Below are 24,812 nucleotides of genomic sequence, written 5' to 3' on the forward strand. Positions count from 1 at the left end.
CAGGGTCGGCAGATCCCGTTGAAGGCACCAGGCCAGTCAGGCGTTGGGCCAGACCCCAGCGGGAGGCGCTCACCTACATCATCACTGTCAGGCGGTGTCGGACGTGTGCGGGTGACCGTGGTCGGTGGCCGACGTTGCCGTCAGGGTCGACGTCACCTTCGAAGTGTCAGATCGGTCTTCGACCGCAGGACTTACCGCGCGCTGGATCCAAGGCCGATCGTCGACTGTCTTGAGTAGCAGGACGGGCCCGGCGTGCTCCGGTCGGTAGCGGCAGCGTGAGCTTAGGCGACTTTCCAGGTGCGGTCGCCGAGAGAGGCCACGAGGTCGAGGTGACCGCCCAGAGCGGTGACGTAGTCGCGGACGACGTCGATGCCGGAGACCTCTCCGTGCTCGATCTTGGAGATCCTGGCCTGGCTGACACCAAGTATCTCCGCCAGTTCGGCCTGGGTAATTCCGGCGGCCTTGCGGATCTCGGACAGTTGGTAGCCGCGGATGTAGGCTTCCGTACGTTCCCGCGCTGCGGCCTGGCCTGCGGCGCGCTCGGCCGAGGTTCGAGGGTCGAGTTCGGCAGCCTTGGCCTTGACGTCGGACCACTTGCTGTAACCGGTACTCATTGTCCCTCCTGTTCCTTCAGAGCGATTAGGTGTTGGGTGAAGCGTTCATCGGCCAGTGGTATCGCTTCGCGGTACCACTGATTCCAGTTGCCGGACTTGTCACCGGCGACGAGGAAGATCGCTTCGCGGGCCGGGTCGAAGCAGAACAGCATTCGGATCTCGCTGTTCCCAGACGAGGGTGGCCGTAGTTCCTTCATGTTGTGGAAGCGGCTGCCTTGTACCCGGTCGGCCAAGGGGCGGCGTGCTGTCGGCCCCTCCTCGGCGAGCTGGTCGATCGCCTCCTTGATCAGATCCGCGGTCTCCGGGTCGCTCACGCAGATCGCGAGGAACCACGCCTCGACCTCGGGGTGCAGGCTGATCTCCCAACTCACAGTGCGAGTATAACTGATGAGTCATATCGCCCGGGGCGGTCGGCCACAGCAACGCAGTAAATGGCCACCCCTTCCACGCGGTCATCCGCCTAGACGGCGCCGGCGGCCCAGACGCTGCTCCCCGCCCGCCCTTCGCGGCGCATGAGCCTCTCAAGCCGACGTCGACGAGAAGCGGACGGCGCTGTGGAGGCTGGGGATGCGCTCGGCTGAGGCCGTGCCATAAGCCCGGATCCACGCCATGGGCGTTCTCGGGGGCTACTCCGAGGTCGAAGAGCACTACACCGATGGTTCCCCGCCCTGGTACGCGCTCTTGGGCTTGTCCCTCGGCATTGGTCTCGCTGATTTCCTGCTGCTGGGCTTGGTCCGTCCGTGGGGCATGGCCTTCCCGCGCTGGACGCTGTGGCTTGCGGGCAGGCGGGTGCCCACGATCCTGCCGCTGACGCCGGTCTGGGTGATCGCTCCCACCCTGCTCCTCTACGGCACAGTGGGCATGATCTTGGCGGTCCTCGTCGGCACCGGCATCGTCGGAGATGAGCCTCATGCGCCTCTCCTCGGCGGTGCGGCATCGCTGGCCTTCGGGGGATACGGCTGGGCCCTGTCCACAGCCGCCGTCTCCTACCGGCTCCGAACCCGTCCCCGGTGCGTGCCCTCTTGCTGATCGACTCCGAAGGTGGTCAGAAACCGGCCTTCTCCAGCGCTTTGATCACTTCCGCGCCGGAGACCACGGGGAGTGGTGGCATCAGGCGACATCCTGGACGATTGTCAGGACCGGTGGGACGCCGAACTCTTTGGCCCAAGATTGACGAGCTATCGTGAACCATCCCGTTGCTGGGCCTGTGCGTCACGGCGCTCTGTGAGCACCGGGTGAAACAGGACGCCGAACGGGCCGATGCCTGGCCTAACTGGCAGGATCATAGGCTCGTCTTGGACCTGGGCGTCCCGCCTCACGTCGTGCGAGAGATCATCGGACACAGCGCCAGCGAGGTGACCATGGCGATTTACGCTCACGCGGCCTCGATGAGAAACGCGCAGCGCTCCGAAAGCCGGGGGATGCCCTCGGATAGGGACGTTGTCGTCAGGACTGCCGTCAAAAGGCCCGGAACCTGGTCCGGTTCCGGGCCTTTTGGCTGGTCATCTGCTGTGGGCAGGGGCGGGGTCGAACCGCCGACCTTCCGCTTTTCAGGCGGACGCTCGTACCGACTGAGCTACCTGCCCAGGACGCGCGTCGGCGCGTCTGGCGGTCCTGACGGGATTTGAACCCGCGGCCTCCACCTTGACAGGGTGGCGAGCACTCCTAACTGCTCCACAGGACCTTGCTGCTCCGAGCCTAGCGGCTCCGGAGGGGTGTCTCGGCCGGTGCGACCCGGCGTTTGGCACGTCCGAGAGCATACGCGATGGCCGAGTACAGCGCCAACTCGTTAACGGGCGAGGCTGTGGGGGATAGGGCGGTAACGGAGAGGTACTGGGTGATTGCGGACTGGTGGCGGGTTGCTGTGAGTTTTTGCGACCTGGGGTCCTAGTCTGTCCGGGTTGCGCGACTGTGCGTGACCAGAGGGTTGCGCCGTTCCCATGGGGCGGCCGGTGGACGTGAAGGAGGCGGCGTGGTCGCGAAGCTCCCAGACCAGAGCGCCGAGGGATACCAGCGGGGGCTGGGCACCCGGCAGATCCAGATGCTGGCGATCGGCGGGACGATCGGCACCGGGTTGTTCCTCGGGGCCGGGGAGAACATCGCCAAGGCGGGGCCGAGCCTGATCCTGATGTACGCCGTGGCGGGGCTGGCGGTGTTCTTCGTCATGCGGGCGCTCGGTGAGTTGCTGACGTACCGCAGGGCGGAGGGCGGGTTCGCCGGGTATGCCCGGGAGTTCCTCGGTCCGTTCTGGGGATACGCCACGACCTGGACGTACTGGATCATCTGGGTGACGACCGGCATGGCGGAGCTGACGGCGGCCGGCACGTACATCCAGAAGTGGTGGCCGGGGGTCGAGCAGTGGCAGACGGCGCTGGTGGCGCTGCTGGTGCTGTTCACGGTGAACCTGATCTCGGTGAAGCTCTTCGGGGAGCTGGAGTTCTGGTTCGCGATGATCAAGGTCGCGGCGATCGTGATGATGATCCTGGTCGGGATCGGGGTGCTGGCGTTCGGGTTCGGCGACGCGGGGGAGACCGCGCGGGTCGGGAACCTGTGGAACCACGGCGGCGTGTTCCCCGAGGGCTACAGCGCCACGATCATGACCCTGCAGATGGTCATGTTCGCCTACCTCGGCGTGGAACTGGTCGGTGTCACGGCGAGCGAGGCCAAGGACCCGGAGAAGAACATCCCGCGGGCGATCAACGCGCTGCCGCTGCGGTTCGCGCTGTTCTACCTCGGGTCGCTGCTGGTCATCCTGGCGGTGGTGCCGTGGACGGCGTTCAAGGGCGGGGCGAGCCCGTTCGTGCTGGCGTTCGACAAGATCGGCATTCCGGGCGGCGGGGACATCGTCAACTTCGTGGTGCTGACGGCGGCGCTGTCGTCGTGCAACGCGGGCGGGCTGTACTCGACGTCCCGGATGCTGCGGACGGCCGGGGTGAACGGCGACGGCCCGAAGGTCCTCGGACGGCTCAACGGCCGCGGCGTGCCCGTCCTGACGGTGGTGATCTCGGCGCTCGTCATGGGGATCGGGGTCGTCGTCAACGCGATCGTGCCGGAGAAGGCGTTCGAGTACATCACGTCGGTGTCGACCGGCGGTGCCCTGCTGGTGTGGACGGTCATCCTCGTCGCGCACATGGTCTACCGGCGGCGCGCGGCGGCCGGGCGGCTGGCGAAGTCGACCTACCGGATGCCGTGGGCGCCGTACAGCAGTTGGGCCGTGCTGGCGTTCTTCGCGTTCGTCACGGTGACGATCGCGTGGGAGGCGGACACGCGGGTGGCGCTGTACGTGATGGCGGCGTGGGTGGCGGTCGTCGTGATCGGCTGGCCGTTCGTCCGGCGGAGCTCGCAGGAGGCGGAGATGAAGGTCGCGGTGGAGACCACGAGCGCCTGACCTCATGGGATGATCCCTCCAGGCGGTTCCATCCCTCCGGAGGCGCGCGTGACCAGCATGCTAGAGATCCGCGTGCGCTGGGTTCTGCTGGTGGTCGTGGGCGTGGCGAACGCCGTCGGCTCGCTGGTCGTGCTGCTGTTCGCGACGTTCGTGGTGCCCGACCCGCCGCTTGAGGACCGCGACTACGCCCATCTGGTGAACGCGGTGGCGTTCTTCGGCTACCCGGTGGTGGCCGCTCCGGTGGCGCTGCTCCTTGGACTGTGGCTGTGGCGGCCCGTCGTGACGTTCGTCCGGGACGGGGGAGACCCCGACCCGCGGCAGCGGCGGGCCGTCCTGCTGGGGCCGCTCCGGCTGACCCTGCTCATCGGCGCCATGTGGACGGTCGGCGCGCTCGGCTGGGCGGTGCTCGACCTGGCCCTGTTCACCGGGCGGCTGGCCGTGAAGACGAGCCTGACGTGCCTGCTCGGCGCGGCGACGACCTGCACGATCGTGTACCTGCTGTCGGAGCGGCTGCTGCGGCCCGCGGCGGCGCTGGTGCTGGGCGCGGAGCCGCCGAAGAGGTTCCGGCTGCCCGGGGTGACGACGCGGGTGATGCTGGCGTGGGCGCTCGGGACGGCGATCCCGGTGTTCGGGCTGATCTGCGTCGCGATCGCCGCGCTGGCCGCGCCGGACATCAACGTGACGCAGCTGGCGATCACGATCCTCGGGCTCGGCGGTGTGGCGCTGCTGGCCGGCGTCTGCGTGATCTACATGGCGACGCAGGCGATCGCGGACCCGATCAGGTCGCTGCGGAAGGGGATGGCGCAGGTCGAGCGGGGCGATCTCGGCGCGCAGGTCCCGGTGTACGACGCGAGCGAGGTCGGGCAGCTCCAGGCCGGGTTCAACCACATGGTGGCGGGGCTGCGGGAGAACGAGCGGCTCCGCGACCTGTTCGGCCGGCATGTCGGCGAGGAGGTCGCCGATCTGGCGCTGGAGCGCGGCGACATCACGCTCGGCGGGGAGACGCGCGAGGTGGCGGTGCTGTTCGTCGACCTGACCGGTTCCACCAGGCTCGCCGACACGCGGGGCCCGGACGAGGTCGTCGGGCTGCTCAACCGGTTCTTCGGCGTGGTGGTCGCGGTGGTGGCGAAGCACGGTGGCTGGATCAACAAGTTCGAGGGGGACGCGGCGCTGGCGATCTTCGGGGCGCCGACGCAGCTGGCGGACTCGGCGGGCGCGGTGCTCGGCGCGGCCCGGGAGCTGGCGGTGCGGCTGCGCGCCGAGGTGCCGATGCTGGACGCGGGGATCGGCGTGTCGGCGGGTCCGGTCGTCGCCGGCTACATCGGTGCGGAGGAGCGGTTCGAGTACACGGTGATCGGCGACCCGGTGAACGAGGCGGCGCGGCTCAGCGACCTGGCGAAGGCGGAGGACGGGCGGGTGCTCGCCTCGGCCGCCGTCCTGGACCTGGCCCATCTGGCCGAGTCGCAGGAGTGGGACGCGGGCGGGGCGGTGACGCTGCGCGGCCGGAGGCGTCCGACCCGGCTCGCCAGGCCGCTCGCCGCCCTGCCCGCGCCCGCTCCCGTGCCGGCGGTCGAGGGCGGGGGCGGTGAGCGGGCGGCGCGGCGGGTCCGGTTCCCGCGTCCGCTGCGGCGGAGCCGGCGGCTGGTGCTCGGGGCGCTAATCCTGTCGAAGGCGGCCAAGAACGCCCAGACGCCGGACAAGTCGGACGAGTCCGGCTAGCGGGTTCGTGAGAAGAGCCTTGCCGTCCCCGGCGTGGACGGCCTGATCACGTATCGTCACTGAGTGTACATGGGCCGCTACCTGACTGTAACGGGTGTGTCACCGGACGGTCCGAGGGTGGGGGCGGACAGCTCCGGCTCCCGAGAGGCTGACAGATGTACCGACGGACACGTCTCGCGCTCATCGCCGTCACCGTCACCGCGGCGCTCGCCGCCCCGGCGGCGGCCTCCGCCGATCCGGGCGGCCGGGCGGATCCCTTGCCAGCGATTCCCTGGCCGGCGGTTCCGCGGCCGGCGGTTCCGCCGCCGGACGCGCCTGAGCCGCGGCCGGACGCACCCGAGCCGCGGCCGCGTGCCTTGGCCGCCACGGACGCGCCCGCCGAAGGCACCGTGCCGCAGGCTCGGACCGCGGCGCCGCCACAGGTCGTGGACGTCGCGCACCGGGGCGCGTCGGCGTACGCGCCGGAGAACACGCTCGCCGCGTTCATGCTGGCCAAGGCCCAGAACGCGGACATGTTCGAGCTGGACGTCCAGGAGACCAAGGACCACGAGCTCGTGATCGTGCACGACACCACGCTGGCCCGGACGACCGACGCCGAGCAGGTCTATCCCGGCCGCAAGCCGTGGCGGGTCGCCGACTTCACCCTCGCCGAGATCGAGCGGCTGGACGCCGGGTCCTGGTTCGCGAAGAAGTACGCGGGCGAGCGGGTCCCGACGCTGGCGCGGGTGCTGGCGGCGATGGGCGGCCAGGGGATCGGCATGCTGCTGGAGATCAAGAGTCCCGAGCTCTATCCGGGGATCGAGAAGCGCATCGCCGCGGCGCTGCGGCGCTCGCCGACCTGGCTGCGCCACGACCCGCTCGAGCGGCGCCTCGTGGTGCAGTCGTTCGACTGGGGGTCGGTGCGCCGCTTCCACGCCGTCCTGCCGGAGGTCCCGACCGGGCTGATCGGTAAGCCGAAGGCCGCGCAGTTCCGGAAGCTCGCCGGGTACGCGGACCAGATCAACCCGCAGTTCCGCGGCCTGACCAGGGCGTATGTGAAGAAGGTGCACGCCTCCCGGATGGACCTGCTGACCTGGACGGTCGACGACCGCGGCGAGATGGAGCAGGCCGTCCGGCTCGGGGTCAACGGGATCATCACCAACAAGCCGGACGTCTTGCGGCATGTCCTCCAGGCGTCCCGTATCGCGAGGGCGGCCCGCCTGGCGCAGGCCACCCGCAACGGGCAAGCCGCCCCCACCGGCCAGGACGGCCGTATCGGGCAGGCCAACCCTGGGCAAGCGGCCCGTCCGGCCGCCAGGTAACCGGGCCGTGCGGCGGAGCGCGGTTTGATCAGGGCAGCAGGCGGCGTGCGTGGGCGGTGAGCGCGCGCGCCGCCGGGCTGCGCGGGCCCTCCGCGCGCCACGCGAGGGCGATCCGGCCGGTCAACCGGGGCCGGACGATCGGCATCGCGTGCAGCGCGTCCGACGCGTCCCGGGCAGCGGATTCGGGGAGGACGGCGACGCCGAGGCCGTGCGCCGCGATCTGCGCCACGACCGGCGGCTCGCCGGCCTCGAACGCGATCCGCGGGCGGAGCCCGGCGTCGGCGAAGGCCCGGTCCAGGACGGACCGCAGGCCCGTCCCCTTCGGCAGGCTGATCAGCGCCTCGCCGGCGAGGACCCGCAGCGTGACCGTGGTCCGCCGCGCCAGCGGGTGGTCGCGGGCGACGGCGGCGCAGAGGTCCTGCTCGATGACGACCTTGGTGGCGATGCCGGCGGGCGCGTCGGCGCCGATGCTGAGGAAGGCGAGGTCGACGCGTCCGGAGCGGATCCCCTCGGTGAGGGTGTCGGCGTCCTCCTGGATGACCGAGATCTCCACGTCCGGATGGTCGCGGTGGAACCCGGCGATCAGGCCGGGCAGGTCGAGCGACCTGATCCAGTCGATGGTGCCGACGGTGACGTGCCCGCGGAGCAGCCCGGTCAGCTCGTCCACCGCGGACCGCGCGCCGCCGACGGCCACGAGCGCCGCCCGCGCGTAGGGGAGGACGGCGGCGCCGGCCTCGGTCAGCCGGACGGTGCGGCCGGAGCGGTCCAGCAGCGGCTGGCCGAGTTCGCGTTCCAGCTGCCGGATCTGGGCGCTGACGCCCGGCTGGGCGACGTGCAGCCGGGCGGCGGCCTTGGTGAAGCTCGCCTCTTCGGTCACCGCGACGAAGTACTCCAGCTGGCGCAGCTCCATAAGCGGCCATGCTAGCCGCGCGTCCGGGCAGCGCCCCGGCTTCTGCCGAACCTCCCCGCGGACCGGGGCCTCGGGGGCGCGCGAAAGGGACGGCGGGGACGGCCGGGGCCGATGGGGCGAGTCCGGCCGGCAACCATTTCTTTGTCCCTTCTTGGGTGCGTCGCGGCCGCTCGGAGGACTGATTCCGGTCTGGGCGGTGAAGACATCACCTGCGGGAGGTCGGGTGTTCGGACGACGCACATGGTCCATACGGGTGCGGATGACCGTCATTGCCGGATTGGTCACCGCCATGATCTGCGTCATCGTGACCACGCTCATCCTGCTGGAGGTCCGCGGCTCCGAGATGGACTCCAAGCGGAGCGAGGCGACGGCCGCGGCCCTGCGGGTCTCCTACGAGATCCGGCAGGGACCCGTCCACAGCCGCGTCGACGCGCCGAAGGACCTGGTGATCCAGGTCCTGGACGAGCACCGGGCGGTGATCGCCGGCACCCCCGGCCCCGGGCGGGACGGGCCGCCGATCGCGACCTTCCTCCCTTCCCAGACCAGGGTGTACGCCACCCGGGACGTGTGCTCGTCGCAGGAGCTGAGCGGCTGCGCGTGGGTGATCGGCTTCCGCGTCTTCCAGCCGGCGGGGGACTGGCTCGTCTACGCCGCCGCCTCCAACGTCCCCTGGTACGTCAGCCCGGGCCTCATCATGCTGCTGGTCAGCGTCTCGCTGCTGGTGATCCTGCTGGCCTGCCTGCGCGCCTGGGGGACGGTCGACCAGACCCTCGCCCCGGTGGACGCGATCCGCGCCGAGCTGGCGGAGATCACCGCGCAGCAGTCGGGCCGCCGGGTGACGGTACCGGACAGCCAGGACGAGATCAGGCGGCTCGCGGAGGCCGCGAACGCGACGCTCGACCGCCTCGACAGCGCCCTGGAGCGGCAGCGCAGCTTCACCTCCGACGCGTCCCACGACCTGCGCAGCCCGATCGCGGCCGCCCGCACCCAACTGGAGGAGGCGCTGCTCTTTCCCGACGACGTCGACTGGCCACAGGTGGGACGCAACGTCCTGCAGAGCCTGGAGCGGCTCCAGGCGATCGTCACGGACCTGCTGCAACTGGCCCGCCTGGACGCCGCCGCGTGGAAGGACATCGAGACGATCGACCTCGGCGCGCTGGTCACCATCGAGGTGGCGCGGTCGAGCCGGACGAAGCGGATCGTCCCGCACCTCCAGGAGGGCGTCACGGTGCGCGGGGACCGGCTCCGGCTCGTTCGCCTCTTCACGAACCTGCTGGACAACGCGGAGCGGCATGCCGAGTCGCAGGTGGACATCACGGTGCGGCGCACCAACGGCGAGGCCGTCCTGGAGGTGCTGGACGACGGCGCCGGGATCGCCGAGGACCAGCGGGACGTCGTCTTCCAGCGGTTCGCGCGGCTGGAGGCCAGCAAGGAGCGGGACCCGTCGGGCACGGGGCTCGGCCTGCCCATCGCGCGGGAGATCGCGCGGATGCACGGCGGGAGCCTCACCATCGAGGACAGCGAGCGCGGGGCCCGGTTCGTCCTGCGCATTCCTCGGAACGTTCCAGAGCGCGCCGACGACCCCTCCTGAGCCGAGGAGAGGTCCTTTGCGCGCGCGCCGGGCGGCGGCGGGCCGCGTCGGGCGGCGGCGGGGCTGCCCGTCAGGCGGCGAAGCGCGCGGGCAGGCCGCGCACGTGCATCCAGCCTTCGACGTCGGTGTCCTTCACCCGGCAGCGGACCGGCTCGTACTCGCCGGCGTGCGCGCGGTGGGGGCCGTGGGCGATGGCGGAGTCGTGGACGAACCGCGACACGATCAGGCCGAGGTCGGCGCCCGTCGCGGCGAGCCGCTCCTTCAGCGGCGCGGCGTCCAGGAGGCGGGACGCGTAGATGATCGCCCAGCCGGACAGGCCGGGCGGGTCGGGCGCCACCGGGCCGACGTCGACCGCGACCCGGAGCTGGATGCGGACGGCCTCGCTCGACCGGTGGTTGTGCCGCCGCAGCCGCGCCGCGAGCAGGGCCGTCATCGGGTCGATGACGGCGGCGGTCGGCATCTCCGGCGGGACGACGATCAGCACGCCGTCGCCGCGGTCCTCGCTGCAGCAGGCGTCCCACGGGATCCCGGCCCCCTGGAAGGACTCCCGCAGCGCGGCGTACATGGCGCGGCGCACCTCGATGCGGTCGCGCTCGTCGCGGACGCGCGAGCTGAACCCGGCGATGTCGGTGTAGACGACGGTGCAGTTCCGGCCGGCCCACGACGGGACCGCGGACGTCCCGAACGAGGCGAGGGACGCGGGCCGCGCCACCCGCCCGTGGGGCTGGACGCGCACGGTCGCGACCGGACGCGGCGGCCAGGCCAGGTCGGACGCCTCCGTGGCATAGGGCCGGGAGCCCGCGCGTCCGGGGCGCGGCCCGGGCTCCGGGTGCGCGCCCGTGCCGACCGACGCGTACCGGCCCGCACCGGCCGCTCGGGGGTCGGCCTCGGGGAAGGGCACGGCCTCGGGGCACGTGCAGACCCCCTCGGGCAGGTCGAACGGGTCGTGAGGGTCGCACGCGTCCATCACGCCGTACGGGTCCATCGCGACGTTGGGGTCCATGACCGCGTAGGGGTCGGCCACCGCGTAGGGGTCCGCCACCGCGTAGGGGTCCGCTACGGCGTACGGGTCCGCTACGGCGTACGGGTCCATCGCCATGTTCGGGTCCATCGCGGTGGGGTGGCCGCTGTTGGGCCTCGGCAGCGGGAGCGGGATGAACGCCGTCGCGTAGGCGCGAGACAAGCCGTACTGGACGGCGGCCGCGCACACCCGTGCGGCGGCCCTGTAGGGGTGGGCGCCGCCGGCCCCAGGGGACGGCGCGCCCGTACCGCCGCCCTGCGCGGGCCCGGGCCCCGCCCCGGCCTGTTCGGTCAGCCGCTCGTACATCTCGCGTTCCAGCACGGCGACCACGCGGGGATGGTCGCTGAGGTAGGTGACGAACTGCTGCGTGGTCAGCAGCAGCGCGCTCAGCGGCTCCATCGCGACGATGGTCGCCGAGCGGCGCCGCAGCAGCAGCGCGGCGCGCTCGCCGATGATGTCGCCCGGCCCGCGGAAGGCGATGATCCGCTCGGTGCCGTCGCGCCGCACGGTGACCCGCACCGTGCCGGTCTTGATCACGATGGTCTGGTCGGCGGACTCGTCCTCCTCCCACAGCACGGCGCCCGCCGGGTAGGCGACCTCCTGCGCGATCGCGAGGAGCGCGGCCCTCTCGATGGTCGTCAGGGCCGCCCAGAAGCCGGGCCGCCGCGACGATGCGCCCGGACGGACGGCCATGGACGGCTCCGCGGGCAGGTCCTCCAGCTCTACGGCGTTCTCGGTCGAGTGCTCGTCGCGGGCTTTCCGGGGGCGGACGACGGTGGCCCGCGGCCGCGGAGGGACGAACTGGTCCGGGTCGTGCCGGCGCGCGTGTGCGTCCATCAGCTCACCCGGCCCGCGACCGAGGGGACGGAGTTCGTGGGGTGGACGTCGAAGGTCGGGGGATGGATCTGCTGTCTTGACATGTCAGGGACCCCATGCCTCGAATCGCGACTCCGGCCCGTGCGCGGTGCCCGGGATCGCCCGGCGCCGATCGCCGTGGCCGAAGTCACATCACCTATAGCCCGTACCGCGTGATCGCGGTTAGACTGGGTGAGTCCGCAGAAAACGTTTTGGCAGGTCAGCCCGGATCTTTCTGCGTTTTCGCAGGGTTCCGTGCGGGCCCGCCGGCGCGCTTTCGTGCGGCTCAGGGAGTCGCTCTCCACTTTCCGCCGATCCTGCTGGCTGCCAACCGGAGATCAGCGGAAAGTGGCGGGCGACTCTGTTCTTTTATGGCCGGTCGTGGTCGTGTTCTCGCCGGCGATGCCGAAGTCACGTACGTGGCTGACCTCCCCGTTTCGCGTGTCCAGACCGTTCCCGGTCGGCCGCGCTGCCCCGTTGCCGCCCGTTCCGTCCGTGCTGCTCCTCGTGCCCGCCGTCGTGAGGTCCCGGCCGGGAGGACACGCGTGGCCCGTCCGGATCCCTCACCCTGCGTCAGGATTCCCGGCTGCGTGGAGGTGGCACCGAGTCCCGTCGCAAGATGGCGTCTGCTAGTCTGCCATGTAGCACATTACAACATAGTCGAGCGGTATGCAGCAGTCTGGCGGCTTCCAATGCGAGTTTTGGGCGTTATAGCGGCATCTGCGCGGGGAGCGAAGGTCGCATGCGCCCAGGCAGGTGGCGGAGTGGCGGCAAGCGGGATGTCAAGTTCCGGAATGCCATGTAGCATCCAGGCTGGTAGCACCAACTACCTAGAGTGAGCGAACAGGATGTCCAGTGACCAGGGGCCGATCGTCCAGAGTGCGCTGCTTCGGGCGGAACTCGTCCGCCTGCGCAAGGGGAAGAAGCTGACGCAGGAGCAGGTGGCGCGGCAGCTCGAATGGTCCCCCTCGAAGCTCATCAGGGTCGAGGGCGGCAAGAACGCGATCAGCCGGACGGACCTGGAGGCCCTGCTCCGCGTCTACGACGTCACCTCCGAGTCGCGCCAGGAGCGCCTGCAGGCACTGGCCCGCGGCGCCCGTGAGCCCGCCTGGTGGAACGCCTACCGCGGCGACCTCGACCCCACCTTCCTCAACTACGTCGGCTACTCCGCGGGCGCGGCGTTCATCCGCCAGTTCCACGGGACGGTCGTCCCGGGGCTGCTGCAGACGCCCGAGTACGCCGAGGTGCTCTCCACCGGCAAGGCGTCCGAGACGGCCCGGGTGCTGGCGGCCAAGCTGCGCATCCAGCGGCAGCAGGAGTTCGCCAAGCGCGAGAACCCTCCGCGCCAGGACTACATCATCGACGAGGCCGTCATCCGCCGCCATGTCGGCATCGGCACCGACCCGGCGATCATGCCGGCCCAGCTCAACCACATCGCCGACACCGCCGAGCGCGACGACCTGCTGCGGGTGCGCGTCATCCCCTTCAGCACGGGCGCGCACCTGGGCCTGGAGGGCCCCTTCACCATCCTGGAGTTCGACGGCGACCTCGACGACGTCCTCTACCTGGAGGGGCGCACGGGCGCCAGCATGATGATCAACGGTGAGACCGACAAGATCACCGAGTACCGCGACACCTTCGAGCTCCTGGTGGAGCAGGCGCTCCCGGCCGACCAGTCGATCGCGCTGATCCGCCAGGCCGCCGAGGACCTGATGTCCTGACCCCGTCCACCGCCCGGCCGGCCGCCCGCTCCAGCGGCGGCCGGCCTTACTGGCGAATCGCAACTCGACCCGACCGGAGGTGAAGGCCGCGGCGAGCATCCGACAAGGCGAGTGGCCGTCATAACACGCAGCGTGATCTTGTGTTCCCATGTAGGCGGGATAACTAGAACCGTTTACACTCGTGATCGGGAAATTATCCACAAGGTCGTGGTTTGTCGTGCCCTGCTCGGTGCTCTCCGGTGGGTGCCCCTCGGCCGGTCGGTTGGCGAGACGGCACCCGCCGGCAACGGACGGAGGTTGCTGGATGGTCTACGGGTCGAATCGCGAAGCCGCGCTGAACTGGCGAAAAAGCAGCGCGAGCGCCGACGAGAACGCGTGCGTCGAGGTGGCGGCGTTCGGCCCGTCGGTACTGGTCCGCGATTCGCGTGACCACTCCGCCGGTGTCATCGTCCTCGGCCGCGCACAGTGGAATGCGTTCATGGACGCGCTCCGGGACGGAGCCGTCGACCGCCGCTGAGTCACCAGACTCATTTCTCCCGCCCCCCTTTAATATTGTTGACCATTGCTCCCCACCACCCCCTTTACTGGCGATCTTTGACAACGCACCGGTTGATGCGACGCGAAACGAACTACCCGCCGCCCTGCCCCCGCGCGCGCCCGTCCGGCCGTTGATGCCGGCGCGGCGCGCGGTCAGTAGAGGAAGGGGATGTCGACGCCTTCGGCGCCGGTCAGGCCGGTGCCGGGGGAGCGGCCGAGGAGCCAGGCCAGGAGGGACGCGGCGGGGCCGCTGACGAGGTGCTCGCCGGTGCCGGCCTGCTGCCCGGTGTCGGTGGCGCGCAGGAGCAGGTCGGGGCCGTCGTCACGGCGCGCGAACGACGCGGTGACGCTGGTCAGGAAACGGGAGGTGAAGTCGGCGGGCCAGTCGGCGGGGGTGAATCCCGCGTCCAGGTCGACGTGGTGGATGAGGACCTCGGTGAGGCGCGAGTCGGCGGCGCGGGCGGCGGGGTGGCGGGCGCCGGTCGTCCACTGGACGGTCCGGTCCCAGGCGTCGTCCGGCATGCGGGCGAAGGCGTCGGCGAAGCGGTCCGCGCTCTGCCGGACGTCCGCCACGAGGGCCGCGACCGGGCGGTCCGCGCCGGCCTCGATCTCGGCGGCGCGGGCCTCCATGCTCGGGTACTCGTAGGACTCCACGCCGGTGCGCGCCCAGGTGAGCAGGCGGGTGCCGCCGTCGGCGTTGCGGGCGACGTGGGTGAGGACGTGCCCGCGCGTCCAGCCCGGGAGGAGGGACGGTGCGCGGGCGTCGGCGTCGGTGAGTCGTGCCGCGGTGGCGAGGAGGTCGCGGGTCGCGGCGGTGATCTCGTCGAGGCCGATCATGCGAAGTCGGCGGCGTGCGCCCGCGCCCACTGGCGGAACGTGCGCGGCGGCACGCCGGTGACGTCCTGGACGGTGGAGCGGACGACCGACTCGTCCAGCGATCCGTCCACGTAGAAGTCGAAGAAGGCGTCGACGTACTCGATCGGCATCTGCTCCCGCATCTCGGCGCGGGCCTCGTCGTCGGGCTGGGCCTCGAAGCGCAGGTCGCGTCCCAGCACCTCGCCCAGTATGGCGACCTGTTCGGACGGTAGGAGCGGCTCAGGGCCGGTCGGGTAGTAGATCTGCCCTTCGCGGCCGTCCTCCAGGAGTGCCTTCGCGGCGACGGCGGCGATGTCGCGCGGGTCGACGGCGGCGGCGCGGACGTGCGCGAACGGGAGGCGGAGCGTGTCGCCCGCGCGGAGCTGCGGCAGCCAGCGGAGCGCGTTGGACATGAACGCCGAGGGGCGCAGGATCGTCCAGGGCAGGCCGGAGTCGCGCACGGCGCGCTCGGTGAGGATCATGTAGCGGCTGACCGCGTTGGACAGGTCGCCGCTGCCCGCCGATCCACCCGAAAGCTGGACGACCCGGGAGACACCGGCCCGCCGGGCTTCGGCCAGTACGCCGGGCATGTCGCGGTAGCCGGGGAGCAGGAAGAGGCCCGTGGCCCCGGTCAGCGCGGGGCGTAGGGATGCCGGGTCGTCGAGGTCGCCGGTGACGTACTCGACTCCGTCGCGCGGGGAGGCGGGCGGCTTGCGGACGAGCGCCCGCACCGGCTCACCGCCGGCGGCGAGGATGTCGACCAGCTCGGAGCCGATGTTTCCGGTCGAACCCGTCACGAGGATCATCGGGTGGTCCTTTCAGGTGGGCGTCACCAGGGGAGGGGGCGGCCGTCGCGGAAGAAGCCGCCCGTCGGGCCGTCGTCGGGCAGGGTCGCGGCCCACACGACGCCGGCCGCGCCGTCGGCGACGGGACGTCCACCGGGGCCGCCCATGTCCGTCGCGACCCAGCCGGGACAGACCGCGTTGACGAGGACGCCGTCCGCGCGGAGTTCGGCGGCGAGCATCCGGGTCAGCGCGTTGAGGGCGACCTTGGACGCGGTGTAGGCGGGGGTGCCGCCGCCCATGTTGGTGAGCGAGGCGGCCTCGCTGGAGACGTTGACGATGCGGCCGTGGGGGCTTCGGCGCAGCGCCGGCAGCAGCGCCTGCGTCAGGTGCCACGGCCCGTAGAGGTTGGTCTCCGCCGCTTCCCGGACGACCGACAGGTCGGCGTCCGATGCCCGCTGCCAGGTGTCGTAGGTGATGGCCGCGTTGTTGACGAGGACGTCCAGCCGGTCGATGGAGGCGGCGGCGCGGTCGATGTCCCCGGCCGAGGTGACGTCGAGGAGGAGGGGCGTGGCGCCCACCTCCTTGGCGGCGCGTTCGGCGGCTTCGAGTGACCGGGCGGCCAGGAGTACTTTGTGGCCGCGTGCGGCGAGCTGCCTGCACACTTCGCGTCCGATGCCCCGGTTGCCCCCGGTGACCAGCGTGACCGTCATGGCGTCCCCCTTCCCGGAAATGATCAGCTGTCGGACGGCGGCGCGTCCAATACCTCCCGTGATTACCTTTGGCTATGGACGTCCATCTGCGGGATCTGCGGTACTTCGTGGCGGTCGCCGAGGAGCTGTCGTTCACCCGCGCCGCCGAGCGGCTGTTCGTGTCGCAGCCCGCCCTGACCTCCTCCAGCCCGCTTGGACGTGAGTCAGGTGGCGGCAGTCCACACGAAGCCGTCCGGATCGGTGAAGGGCCCCGCCTCGCCGCCGATCAGGATGCGGTGCGATCCGGTGCCGTCGGGGGCGACGCCCGCGGCCTTGGCCAGGGCGCGGCGCTTGTTGAGCGACAGCTTGATGGGGCTCAACGAGCCGGCGAACTCGACGTACCTGCGGCCGTAGCTCTTCGTCACGGCGAGGCCGCGGCCGATGTAGAACTGCTTGCTCGCGCCCACGTCCTCGACGCCGAGCTGGAGCACGACGTCGTCGATCTTCCGGTCGGCCGGGCCGGTGTCCTTCTTGGACGAGGACGCGACCGTCCAGATCGTGCCGTCCGGGGCCTGCACGACGCCGCCGTACCCCCACAGCGACTTCGCGGCCGGTTTCACCGCCGTGGCGCCCGCGTCGACGGCGGCGCCGATCAGCGCGTCGACGTCGGCCGGCTGGGACGCGATGAGCGACATCGTGAACCCGCGGAAGCCGGTCGTCGCCGCGTCCGACGCCTGCACGCGGACCAGCGGGCCCAGATCGAAGGCGGCGGTGTAGAAGCGTTCGGCGGCCGTGGGATCGGCCACTTCAAGGGTGACGTACTCGACGGAAGCCATGGTGCCCACGCTAGGTGGCGGCGACGCGTCGCGGCTTCTCGATTCCTGACCGGGTGACGTTCAGCGGACGCCGCGCGGGCGGAACTGGATGCTGATGCGGGGGCCGGTCACGCGCGCGCTCTTCGGGATGGCGTGCTCCCACGTCCGCTGGCAGCTCCCACCCATCACGATGAGGTCGCCGTGGCCCAGCTCATGGCGGATCGACTGGCCGCCGCCACCGCGCGGCCGGAGCAGCAGGCTGCGCGGCGTCCCGACCGACAGGATCGCCACCATCGTGTCGTGGGTCGAGCCGCGGCCGATGGTGTCGCCGTGCCACGCCACACTGTCGCGGCCGTCCCGGTAGAGGCAGAGCCCGGCGGTGCGGAACGGCTCGCCCAGTTCGCCGGCGTAGTGCTCGTCGAGCGCCGCCTTCGCCTCGTCCAGGACGGGGTCGGGCAGCGGCGCGCCCTCGTCGTAGAAGGCCAGCAGGCGCGGGACGTCCACGACGCGCTCGTACATGCGCCGCCTCTCCGCACGCCACGGGACGGACGTGAGGAGCCGCTCGAACAGGGCGTCCGCGCCGGGGATCCAGCCCGGGAGGACGTCCACCCAGGCGCCGCGGGACAGGTGCGTCCGCCGCGCCGACGCCAGCGGGCGCGGGCCGCTCTCGTCGGTGTCGTCCAGCAGCGAACCTTGGAACATGTCGCCACTGTACCCGTTTCGGTCAAACATGTGTTCGATCAAGATCGGGTGACGTGTTCTGTCGGTGGCGGACCGTAGCCTCCCCCTGTGATGCTCGTGATGCGAGATCTCCCGCGGGCGGTGAAGGCGCTCATCGGCGTCCGGCTGATCAACCAGCTCGGCGCCTACGTGATGTCGTTCCTCGCCGTGCTGGCCGGCCCTCGCCTCGCGGCGGCGGCGCTGGCGGTCTTCGGGCTGGCGGCGCTGGCCTCGCGCTGGATCGGCGGCCTCCTGCTCGACAGGTTCGCGCCGCGCACCCTCATCGTCTTCGGCCTGGCCTCGACGGGGGCGGGCCTGCTGCTCCTCGCCGCCGCGCGCGGTTCCGGCGAGTTCCTGGCGGCGGTCGCGCTGGTCGGCCTGGCGTTCGAGATCTACGAGCCCGCGACCCAGGAGTCGCTGGCCCGGGTCGGCGGGCGGCGCAGCGACCTGTACGGGCTGCTCGGCACGCTGGCGGTGGCGGTGGGGGCGATCGGCGGCCTGCTCGCCGCCGTGCTGCTGCCGCTGGGGCCGCGCTGGCTGGCGGTCGTGGACGGGCTGACATGCCTGCTCGCGGCGGGCGTGGCGGCGCTCTTCCTGGCGCGCGATCCGCCGGTGCGGAGGGTGGAGCGGAGCGTCCGGTGGCGGCCGCCCCGGCGGCTGTTCCGGCTGACCGCCGCGGGCACCGCGTTCGGATGCGGCTACCTGGCCGTGCTGATGTTCATGCCGCTCGTCCTGCTTCAGCGCGGTGCGCCGCCGTGGCTGCCCGGCCTGACCCTGACCGGCGCCGCCTTGCTCGCGCCCCTGACGGGGTTCCTCGGGCGACGCCGGTTGAACGCCTACCAGCACGAGCACGTCCTCGCGATTGGGTGCGCGGCGCTCGGCGTCCTCGCGGTCGTGCTCGCCGCCGGGAGGTCCGTGCCGCTCACGGTGGCGGCTTATCTGGCGTGGGCGGTCACCGATAGCGTCCTGCAGGGACGCTGGCAGGCGCTGATCGCCGACATCGCGCCCGAGCCGGAACGGCCGCGCTGGTTCGCGTTCTTCGGCTCGTCGTGGGGTGTGGCGCAACCGGCCGTCCCGGGCCTGGTGGCGCTGGCGGGCGCGGCGATGCCGGTCGGCGCGGTCGCGTTCCTGCTCACCCCCGTCCTCCTGCACCGCCCCGGCCGCCGCCGCCCGGTCGACCCGGGCGCCGCCGGGACGGGTGCTGTGGGGGCGGTGCGAAGGCACGAAACGGGGGGCGGGGTCAGAAGTCCTTGAGGAGGTCTTCGAGGAAGGTGGTGGTGCGGGCCGGGCGGGCGGCGCGGATCGCCAGCAGGTCCATGATCTTCTGGTAGCGGGCGGCCTCGTCGCCTTCGGGGTAGCGGGCGCCGGTCAGCTGCTCCAGGTAGACGACGTCGTCCAGGTCGTGCTCGGCGAACCGGACGATCGTGACCGGCCCGCCCAGGGCGACGTGCCCGCCGGCGGAGAACGGCAGTACCTGCAGCCGCACGTTGGGCAGGGACTCCGACACGGTGATCAGGTGCTCGATCTGGGTGCGCATGGTGTCCGGCCCGCCGATGGGCCTGCGCAGCGCGGCCTCGTCGAGGATCGCCCACAGCCGCGCCGCGCCGACCGGGCGGCGCAGGATCTCCTGCCGGGTCATCCGCACGGTGAGCCGCCGTTCGAGACTGTCGTAGGGGGAGTCGTAGTGTTCGAGCCCGATGACGGCGCGCGCGTAGTCCCGCGTCTGTAAGAGGCCGGGGATGTACTGCACCTCGTAGGTGCGGATCGTCGCGGCCGACTGCTCCAGCCCGAGGTACTGCTCGAACCAGCTCGGTATGACGTCGCCGTAGCTCTGCCACCAGCCGGGCTTCTTCGCCTGCCGGACGAGGTCGATGAAGCCGGCGCGCTCGTCCTCGTCGTGGACGCCGTACAGGTCGAGCAGTTCGAGGACGTCCCGGACCTTGAAGCCGTGCCGTCCGAGTTCGAGCCGGCTCATCTTGGACGCCGACGAGCCGATCGCGTAGCCCGCTTCGGCCCGTCCGATGCCCTTGTCCTGGCGCATCCGCCGGAGCCGTGCCCCGATCTGCATGCGCAGCGCGGTCGGGCCTGCCCGCCGATTGTCCAGCACAAGATCTCCAGGGGTCTCGTACGTCGTGACAACTCTCGGAGGCTCTCACAGGCGCCCGCGGGCGTGCAGGAGACCTGCGGACAGAGGTATGTAACTCAGGGCCCGGATGGCCTGGGCATACAGGACCATTTCCGGTGCAACTTCATCGCGCGGGAACCAGCAGGTCCAGGTCGCCGCGCGGGACCCGCGCCCGTTCGGCGACGCCGTCGCGGTCGGTCCCGGCCTGCCCGACGATCTCGATCGCGCGGGTCAGCATCGTCGGCTGCTCCAGCGGGCGCGCCGGGCCGGGCTCGTGCCGCCGCCAGCCCCGGGAGCTCATCGCGCTCATGGCGTTCCGGTACGCGGTCTCCTGCATGACGCCGAGCGTGCGGGCGCGGTAGAGGAGTGCCGCGATGCTGACGCCCCATGTGGCCTTGAGGCGGCCGAGGCGCTCCCAGTCGGCGGTGCCGGGCAGTTCGCGCGCGATGTCCTGCTCGGGCATGAGGAACTCGGCGGCGAACCGGTGCGCCTGGTCCTCGACGACCTTCTCACCGGGTTCGGCGTCGGCGTGCATCACCAGGTGCCCCAGCTCGTGCGCGGCGTCGAACCGGTTGCGCCAGTAGTCGCCCTTGGCGGGGTTGAAGAACACCATCGGCCTCGGATGCACGCCCACACTGAACGCGTCGACGCGTTCCGCCGCCCGCGGCAGCACGAGGACGATCACGCCGTGCTTCTCCAGGAGCCGGACGACGTGCGGCACCGGCCCGGGCTGCTCGTGCAGGGCCTTGCGGGTCAGCCGCGCGGCCTCGACGGGGCCGGGCCCGGCGATCTCGTCCGGCGACACCGGGTATTCGGGCAGGTCCACTTCGGGGAAGTCGACGAGGTCTTCGAGGGCGGCGACGACGTCCGTCGCGATGCGCCCGTAGGCGAGGGCCTGGTCGCGCTCGATCTGGCTGGTCGACCGGAGCGACCGGAAGTGCGCGCCGTCGAGGGAGACGGGGCTGCGGCCGCCGTGGAAGAACGCGACGGGGACGCCGAGGGCGATGGCGAGCCGTTTCAGCGTCATCTCGTCCGGCCGCTGGACGCCCGCCTCGTACCGCCCGATCGCTTTCGGCGTGGTGCCGACGGCGTCCGCGAGCTGGTTCTTGCGCAGTCCCCTGAGCCGCCGGGCCAGCGTCAGCCGCTCGCAGTCGAACAGCACCCTGCGCCACCCTTTGCTAAGCCGTCTTCGTCTCCCCGCGAAGCCGCATGGGGACGTCTTCCTGGTCGTCCCGATCGTCCCAGAGCGGCAATGTTCGCTCGACGAGCTTACGACGTGGATCGGGCCCGAGGGTGTCGTCCACCTGCTTCAGCCAGTGCCATGCTGTGCCGCCGTCCGCGTTCCACCTGGGGCGGCCCAGGAAGAGCTCCATTTCGAGGGGCTCTTCACTGGCGCTGTGCGCGAGTACCAATGTCACGACGCCGGGCGTGTCGTGCGCGTCCAGCCCGAGCGGCAGCGCCAGCTGGGGGTCTTCGAGGTAGCTCTGCCGCGCGACGGCCTGCTTGGTGGGGCTGGCGCGGTCCCACCGGATGGCCCGGACGTTTCCGAACTCGTGCCGCTTGAGCAGGACGCGGTAGCGGCCGTACCGCCATCCGGGCGAGCCGTTGAGGGCGTCCCGGACGACGTGCTTCGCCAGCTCGCCGCGTCCGAAGACGTCGTCGAGGGCACTCGCCAGTGTTTCGAAGGCGCCGACGCCGTACGTCCGCTCCTTGAAGCCCGCCGCCCGGCTCAGCGCGTTGAAGAGTGCAACGGTCGCGTCACGGTGGGCCTCCCGCACCGCATGCAGGAAGCCCACGGCCAGAAGGTCGTCCCAAGCATCCCGGTCTTCAGCCACCCGTCCACTGTAAATAGAGGTACTGACACTCGTGAGGCGTCGGACGTCCCTATTGGCGTCTCACCGGCCGGTAAGTGGCGAACAGCCGCACCTGCCGAAGCCGTGGCTCGGGGCCGTTGCGCCCTTCCCGCACCCACAAGGCGTGGACGGTCAGCAGTACGAGTTGCCGGGCCCCGTAGAAGAACAAGGCGGCGAGCGGCAGTTCACCGAGCAGCGCGGTGGCGAGGCTCAGGGGGAACTCGTCCGAACCCCAGGAGAGCCAGACGTCGAACCAGGCGTCGCATACGAGGAGCGTCCCGCTGACGATCTGCCCGAAGATGGCGATCTGGAGCCGCTTCCAGAGGGCGTATGCGGTGCCCGCGATCGCGAGGGTGAGCCCGGCGTCGAAGCCGATCCAGGCGACCGCCCACCGCTCGGCCGTGAAGTGCTGGGGGAGCGTGAAGGCCAGGACGACCGTCCAGGGGATGAGCCAGGCGCAGCAGGCCACGAGCAGTACCAGTGCGAAGGCGCGGTGCCGCCGGTTCCGGGGCTCGTCCAGGGGGTCGAGGTCTTCCGCCGCGATGAGTGCCCGCAGCAGTTCGGTGCGCTGCTCGGCGGAAAGCCCCTGCACCTGCTCAGGCGTCAACACCGCACCCAGCCTCCCTCCGCGCCGGCGTCCAGCGAGAGCAAACACCCCCGCACGTGCCCGACGCTAGAGGGGGCGCCTACCCGCCGGCCTCAGGGAGTTCCTTCAACGCCGATGGCTCGCGGGCGCGACCCGACCGGTTGCCTGCGACCTGCACGTTCGTCACGTCCGCTGCCACTCGGGGAGGTTCGCGGGATCGACCACGTAGGCGAACACGACGTCGGCCGGCCGTCCGATCTCGATGCTGTTCACGAAGGCGGACATCTCTCCTCCCGAAGCCGTCACATCCGTCCTGCCCGCTTCGTCGTATCTATGACGGACGCCAGGGGAAGGACGTGACGGTGGACGACGAGCAGCTCGCGGAACGGTTCGAGGCGAACCGGCCCCGCCTGGCGGCACTCGCGTACCGGATGCTCGGCTCGTCGACCGAGGCGAACGACGCCGTCCAGGACGCGTGGCTGCGCCTGAGCAAGGCCGACTCCGAGCGCATCGAGAACCTCAACGGCTGGCTGACGACGATCGTCGCCCACATCTGCGTCGACATGCTGCGCGCGCGCCGGGCCCGCCAGGAGGCACCGTTCGACGAGCGCCTCCCCGAACCGGTGATCACGCAGGAGGGCACCGACCCCGAAGAGGAGGCACTCCTCGCCGACGCGGTGGGGGTCGCCATGCTCGTCGTCCTCGACACCCTGTCGCCCGCCGAGCGCCTGGCCTTCGTCCTGCACGACATGTTCCAGATGCCGTTCGACGAGATCGCCCGCATCCTCGACCGCACCCCGACCGCGGCCCGCCAGCTCGCCAGCCGGGCCCGGCGCCGCGTGCGCTCGGCCCCCGTCCCGGACCCCGACATGACCCGCCAGCGCGCCGTCGTGGACGCGTTCCTGACGGCGTCCAAGAACGGCGACCTGGAGGCCCTGGTCGCGACCCTCGCGCCGGACATCGTCCTGCACACGGAGGTGGACGGCGAGTTCATCCATCTGCGCGGCGCGAGGACGATCGCCCAGCGCGCGATCGCCTTCTCCTTCCGCGCCGAGTTCGCCCGCCCAGCCCTGATCAACGGCACCGCGGGCCTTGTGGTCGCCACCGAAGACGAACCCATCGCCGTCATGGCCTTCACGGTCGTCAACGACAAGATCGCCGAACTCGACATCTACGCCGACCCGGACCGCCTGTCCCGGCTGGACCCAGCCGTCTTCAACTAGCCCGCTACCAGGTGCTCGGGAACATCTGGTGCTTGAGGATGGCGTCGATCTGCTCGGCCGCCGCCTTCGCGTCTCCGCACGGCCACAGGTAGCCCTGTCTCCCGCGCAGGGTCTCGTAGTAGCCCCACGTCCCGCCCGGGGTGGCCCGGACGGAGACCACGATGCCTATCTCCTTAGCGAACCCGGCGTGCACCCACAGCAAGGGGAGCGGTGTCGGGAACTCCTCGGGACGGTAGAACTTGGTGAAGCGCCACCCCTGGGGCTGGAGGGCCTCGGCCAGTGCGTCCAGGTGCTGGACGGCCGTCCGCTTGCCCAGCCGGGTGCGCAGGCGGAGTACCTGTCGTTCAATCTGGACGATCAGAGAGCGCACTTGGCCCATGTGACCTTCCCTCCTTCGGCCAGCGGATCAGTGCCCCACTCGTCCGCGAGCGCGGCGACCAGGAGCAGGCCGCGTCCACCGATCGCGGAGTCACTTTCCGGCTGGACGCAAGGCTTCCCGTCGCCGCAGTCCTCGACCTGGACGATCGGCAGCCCGTCCGCCGCGTCCCGCACCACGCGGATGGCGATCGGCGGCACCCCGTGCAGGAGCGCGTTCGTGACCAGCTCGGACACGATGAGCTGCGCGGTGTAGGCGTCCTCGAAGCCCCGATCCCGGAACCACTCACCGACGAACCGCCGCGCCGCCGCAGGTGCCTGCTCATCCGCACTCCAGACGAGCAACTCCAGGTCGCCCACCTGGACGATCGTCTCGTCGTCCTCGATGTGGCCGCTCAACGCACACCACCTTCCGTTCCCGATATGGCGCCGGACGCGTCCAGCCATCCGAGACCGTGACGGCCTCGGCGCGGCGACCGGATGCGACGGCGAAAACGCTGATGACGGCCCGGCCTCACCTGCCCCGCGCTCCGCGACTCCCCACAAGGGCGGACGTGCTGGGACGGGCGGCTCGCGGTACCCAGTACCGCCACGACCGCGCTGGCCAGACCGGCCGGGGTGGCGGCCTCGACGAGACGGCCTTCGACCAGCGCCCACCACCGCCGCGTGTGGAACCCGAACCACGCCACGACGCCGTAGCGGCACTCAAGCTCCCGGATCTCGGCGCGGACGATCGGCCCGGTGTCGATGGGGACGGTCTCGTCGGACGGCATGATCACGCCTCCGCTCGTGGCAGGGATGGCTGCCCAGGCGATGGCGATGAGCCCGACGCCGCACGCGTGACTCTGAAAGTGGCCGACGCCCCTGAAGCGCCACGCCGCATTTACCGCCATTCGGCGATAATCGGACGTAAGGCGCAATGGACGGATCTGCGACTCCGCGGGTCCGCTTTGATCGAAACGAGCTGTCGAAACAGTGCGGGCCGTCCATGCCGCAACCATGGACATAAGCGGACAATCGAATGCGACGATCAAGCTAACCTCCTCCTTCCTGGGACTTTGCTTGGCGTTTCCGCTTCCCAAGAATGAGGCGATGTGTTTAGTCTCGGCTTTACTTCCGAGAACGCAAA

General features: G+C 71.0%; 25 protein-coding genes, 2 tRNA genes and 1 pseudogene. 10 read left to right on the plus strand and 18 right to left on the minus strand.

Annotated elements, in window-relative coordinates; all coding sequences use genetic code 11:
• Positions 1–281: 281 nt before the first annotated feature.
• Both CHF16_RS35640 and CHF16_RS35645 read right to left on the minus strand, forming a co-directional pair.
• Positions 282–614, minus strand: a complete 333-nt coding sequence (locus CHF16_RS35640; RefSeq protein ID WP_089330598.1) for a helix-turn-helix domain-containing protein — start codon at positions 612–614, stop codon at positions 282–284.
• Positions 611–985 (minus strand): type II toxin-antitoxin system RelE/ParE family toxin, encoded by a 375-nt coding sequence (locus CHF16_RS35645; RefSeq protein ID WP_089330599.1) that lies wholly within the window; start codon positions 983–985, stop codon positions 611–613. Before CHF16_RS35645 ends, CHF16_RS35640 begins: the two co-directional genes overlap by 4 nt.
• 238 nt (positions 986–1,223) lie before the next feature.
• On the opposite strand from CHF16_RS35645, the gene CHF16_RS35650 reads away from it, so the two are divergent.
• Positions 1,224–1,643, plus strand: coding sequence for a hypothetical protein (locus CHF16_RS35650; protein WP_089330600.1), 420 nt, complete (start codon positions 1,224–1,226; stop codon positions 1,641–1,643).
• Positions 1,644–2,126: 483 nt separating this feature from the next.
• Here the strand turns inward: CHF16_RS35650 and CHF16_RS35655 are convergent.
• Positions 2,127–2,200: transfer RNA gene (locus CHF16_RS35655), tRNA-Phe, on the minus strand.
• 20 nt (positions 2,201–2,220) lie between these two features.
• A tRNA-Asp gene (locus tag CHF16_RS35660) sits at positions 2,221–2,298 on the minus strand.
• A gap of 288 nt (positions 2,299–2,586) precedes the next feature.
• Here CHF16_RS35660 and CHF16_RS35665 point away from each other — a divergent pair.
• The 3 genes from CHF16_RS35665 to CHF16_RS35675 all read left to right on the plus strand — a co-directional run bounded on the left by CHF16_RS35665 (position 2,587) and on the right by CHF16_RS35675 (position 7,022).
• Entirely contained in the window at positions 2,587–4,002 is a 1,416-nt protein-coding gene (locus CHF16_RS35665; protein WP_218826994.1) for an amino acid permease, read from the plus strand.
• Between the two features lie 57 nt (positions 4,003–4,059).
• Entirely contained in the window at positions 4,060–5,721 is a 1,662-nt protein-coding gene (locus CHF16_RS35670) for an adenylate/guanylate cyclase domain-containing protein (RefSeq protein ID WP_245869745.1), read from the plus strand.
• A gap of 389 nt (positions 5,722–6,110) precedes the next feature.
• On the plus strand, positions 6,111–7,022 hold the full coding sequence (locus CHF16_RS35675) for a glycerophosphodiester phosphodiesterase (RefSeq protein ID WP_245869741.1): 912 nt from the start codon (positions 6,111–6,113) through the stop codon (positions 7,020–7,022).
• Positions 7,023–7,050: 28 nt separating this feature from the next.
• On the opposite strand, the gene CHF16_RS35680 is transcribed toward CHF16_RS35675, so the two are convergent.
• Positions 7,051–7,932 (minus strand): LysR family transcriptional regulator, encoded by an 882-nt coding sequence (locus tag CHF16_RS35680; protein WP_089330603.1) that lies wholly within the window; start codon positions 7,930–7,932, stop codon positions 7,051–7,053.
• Between the two features lie 259 nt (positions 7,933–8,191).
• Between CHF16_RS35680 and CHF16_RS35685 the strand changes: the two genes are divergently transcribed.
• Positions 8,192–9,523 carry a sensor histidine kinase gene (locus CHF16_RS35685; protein WP_089330604.1) on the plus strand — a complete coding sequence of 444 codons (1,332 nt, stop codon included), beginning with the start codon at positions 8,192–8,194 and terminating at the stop codon, positions 9,521–9,523.
• A gap of 70 nt (positions 9,524–9,593) precedes the next feature.
• Here CHF16_RS35685 and CHF16_RS35690 read toward each other — a convergent pair whose 3' ends face one another.
• Complete coding sequence (locus CHF16_RS35690) at positions 9,594–11,381, minus strand: cyclic nucleotide-binding domain-containing protein (RefSeq protein WP_089330605.1); 1,788 nt, start codon at positions 11,379–11,381, stop codon at positions 9,594–9,596.
• 866 nt (positions 11,382–12,247) lie between these two features.
• On the opposite strand from CHF16_RS35690, the gene CHF16_RS35695 reads away from it, so the two are divergent.
• Both CHF16_RS35695 and CHF16_RS35700 read left to right on the plus strand, forming a co-directional pair.
• Positions 12,248–13,120, plus strand: coding sequence for a helix-turn-helix domain-containing protein (locus tag CHF16_RS35695; RefSeq protein ID WP_089330606.1), 873 nt, complete (start codon positions 12,248–12,250; stop codon positions 13,118–13,120).
• Between the two features lie 304 nt (positions 13,121–13,424).
• Positions 13,425–13,637 (plus strand): DUF397 domain-containing protein, encoded by a 213-nt coding sequence (locus CHF16_RS35700; RefSeq protein WP_089330607.1) that lies wholly within the window; start codon positions 13,425–13,427, stop codon positions 13,635–13,637.
• A gap of 173 nt (positions 13,638–13,810) precedes the next feature.
• Here CHF16_RS35700 and CHF16_RS35705 read toward each other — a convergent pair whose 3' ends face one another.
• From CHF16_RS35705 to CHF16_RS35715, 3 genes are read right to left on the minus strand one after another with little or no spacing between them, the layout of a single operon-like run.
• Complete coding sequence (locus CHF16_RS35705) at positions 13,811–14,494, minus strand: maleylpyruvate isomerase family mycothiol-dependent enzyme (protein ID WP_089330608.1); 684 nt, start codon at positions 14,492–14,494, stop codon at positions 13,811–13,813.
• Entirely contained in the window at positions 14,491–15,318 is an 828-nt protein-coding gene (locus CHF16_RS35710; protein WP_089330609.1) for an NmrA family NAD(P)-binding protein, read from the minus strand. Before CHF16_RS35710 ends, CHF16_RS35705 begins: the two co-directional genes overlap by 4 nt.
• Positions 15,319–15,341: 23 nt before the next feature.
• Entirely contained in the window at positions 15,342–16,007 is a 666-nt protein-coding gene (locus tag CHF16_RS35715; protein WP_089330610.1) for an SDR family NAD(P)-dependent oxidoreductase, read from the minus strand.
• Positions 16,008–16,081: 74 nt separating this feature from the next.
• Between CHF16_RS35715 and CHF16_RS35720 the strand changes: the two are divergent.
• Positions 16,082–16,174, plus strand: a pseudogene (locus CHF16_RS35720) (helix-turn-helix domain-containing protein); the annotation flags it as partial.
• A 36-nt stretch (positions 16,175–16,210) separates the two neighbouring features.
• Here CHF16_RS35720 and CHF16_RS35725 read toward each other — a convergent pair.
• Together CHF16_RS35725 and CHF16_RS35730 are read right to left on the minus strand one after the other, a co-directional pair.
• Complete coding sequence (locus tag CHF16_RS35725) at positions 16,211–16,822, minus strand: VOC family protein (RefSeq protein WP_089330628.1); 612 nt, start codon at positions 16,820–16,822, stop codon at positions 16,211–16,213.
• 60 nt (positions 16,823–16,882) lie between these two features.
• Positions 16,883–17,503 (minus strand): alpha-ketoglutarate-dependent dioxygenase AlkB, encoded by a 621-nt coding sequence (locus CHF16_RS35730; protein WP_089330611.1) that lies wholly within the window; start codon positions 17,501–17,503, stop codon positions 16,883–16,885.
• Positions 17,504–17,602: 99 nt separating this feature from the next.
• On the opposite strand from CHF16_RS35730, the gene CHF16_RS35735 reads away from it, so the two are divergent.
• On the plus strand, positions 17,603–18,775 hold the full coding sequence (locus CHF16_RS35735) for an MFS transporter (protein ID WP_179271862.1): 1,173 nt from the start codon (positions 17,603–17,605) through the stop codon (positions 18,773–18,775).
• On the opposite strand, the gene CHF16_RS35740 is transcribed toward CHF16_RS35735, so the two are convergent.
• From CHF16_RS35740 to CHF16_RS35755, 4 genes are all read right to left on the minus strand, one after another.
• Positions 18,762–19,628 carry a helix-turn-helix domain-containing protein gene (locus CHF16_RS35740; RefSeq protein WP_245869742.1) on the minus strand — a complete coding sequence of 289 codons (867 nt, stop codon included), beginning with the start codon at positions 19,626–19,628 and terminating at the stop codon, positions 18,762–18,764. The genes CHF16_RS35735 and CHF16_RS35740 overlap by 14 nt on opposite strands.
• Positions 19,629–19,770: 142 nt before the next feature.
• Positions 19,771–20,808 (minus strand): helix-turn-helix domain-containing protein, encoded by a 1,038-nt coding sequence (locus tag CHF16_RS35745; RefSeq protein ID WP_089330613.1) that lies wholly within the window; start codon positions 20,806–20,808, stop codon positions 19,771–19,773.
• Positions 20,809–20,824: 16 nt separating this feature from the next.
• Positions 20,825–21,481 (minus strand): hypothetical protein, encoded by a 657-nt coding sequence (locus CHF16_RS35750; RefSeq protein WP_089330614.1) that lies wholly within the window; start codon positions 21,479–21,481, stop codon positions 20,825–20,827.
• A gap of 49 nt (positions 21,482–21,530) precedes the next feature.
• Positions 21,531–22,106, minus strand: a complete 576-nt coding sequence (locus CHF16_RS35755) for a hypothetical protein (RefSeq protein WP_143228256.1) — start codon at positions 22,104–22,106, stop codon at positions 21,531–21,533.
• Between the two features lie 335 nt (positions 22,107–22,441).
• On the opposite strand from CHF16_RS35755, the gene CHF16_RS35760 reads away from it, so the two are divergent.
• Complete coding sequence (locus CHF16_RS35760) at positions 22,442–23,308, plus strand: sigma-70 family RNA polymerase sigma factor (protein ID WP_342750152.1); 867 nt, start codon at positions 22,442–22,444, stop codon at positions 23,306–23,308.
• A gap of 4 nt (positions 23,309–23,312) precedes the next feature.
• Here the strand turns inward: CHF16_RS35760 and CHF16_RS35765 are convergent, their stop codons facing one another.
• Genes CHF16_RS35765 through CHF16_RS39880 form a run of 3 tightly spaced genes read right to left on the minus strand, consistent with a single transcriptional unit; the run spans position 23,313 to position 24,717 of the window.
• A complete protein-coding gene (locus CHF16_RS35765; RefSeq protein ID WP_089330616.1) occupies positions 23,313–23,678 on the minus strand; it encodes a hypothetical protein in 366 nt (121 codons plus the stop codon).
• Positions 23,666–24,082, minus strand: coding sequence for an ATP-binding protein (locus CHF16_RS35770; RefSeq protein ID WP_179271863.1), 417 nt, complete (start codon positions 24,080–24,082; stop codon positions 23,666–23,668). Before CHF16_RS35770 ends, CHF16_RS35765 begins: the two co-directional genes overlap by 13 nt.
• Entirely contained in the window at positions 24,079–24,717 is a 639-nt protein-coding gene (locus tag CHF16_RS39880) for a hypothetical protein (protein ID WP_143228258.1), read from the minus strand. Before CHF16_RS39880 ends, CHF16_RS35770 begins: the two co-directional genes overlap by 4 nt.
• Positions 24,718–24,812: the final 95 nt, after the last annotated feature.

The organism is Actinomadura meyerae, assembly GCF_900188445.1.
GTDB lineage: Bacteria > Actinomycetota > Actinomycetes > Streptosporangiales > Streptosporangiaceae > Spirillospora > Spirillospora meyerae.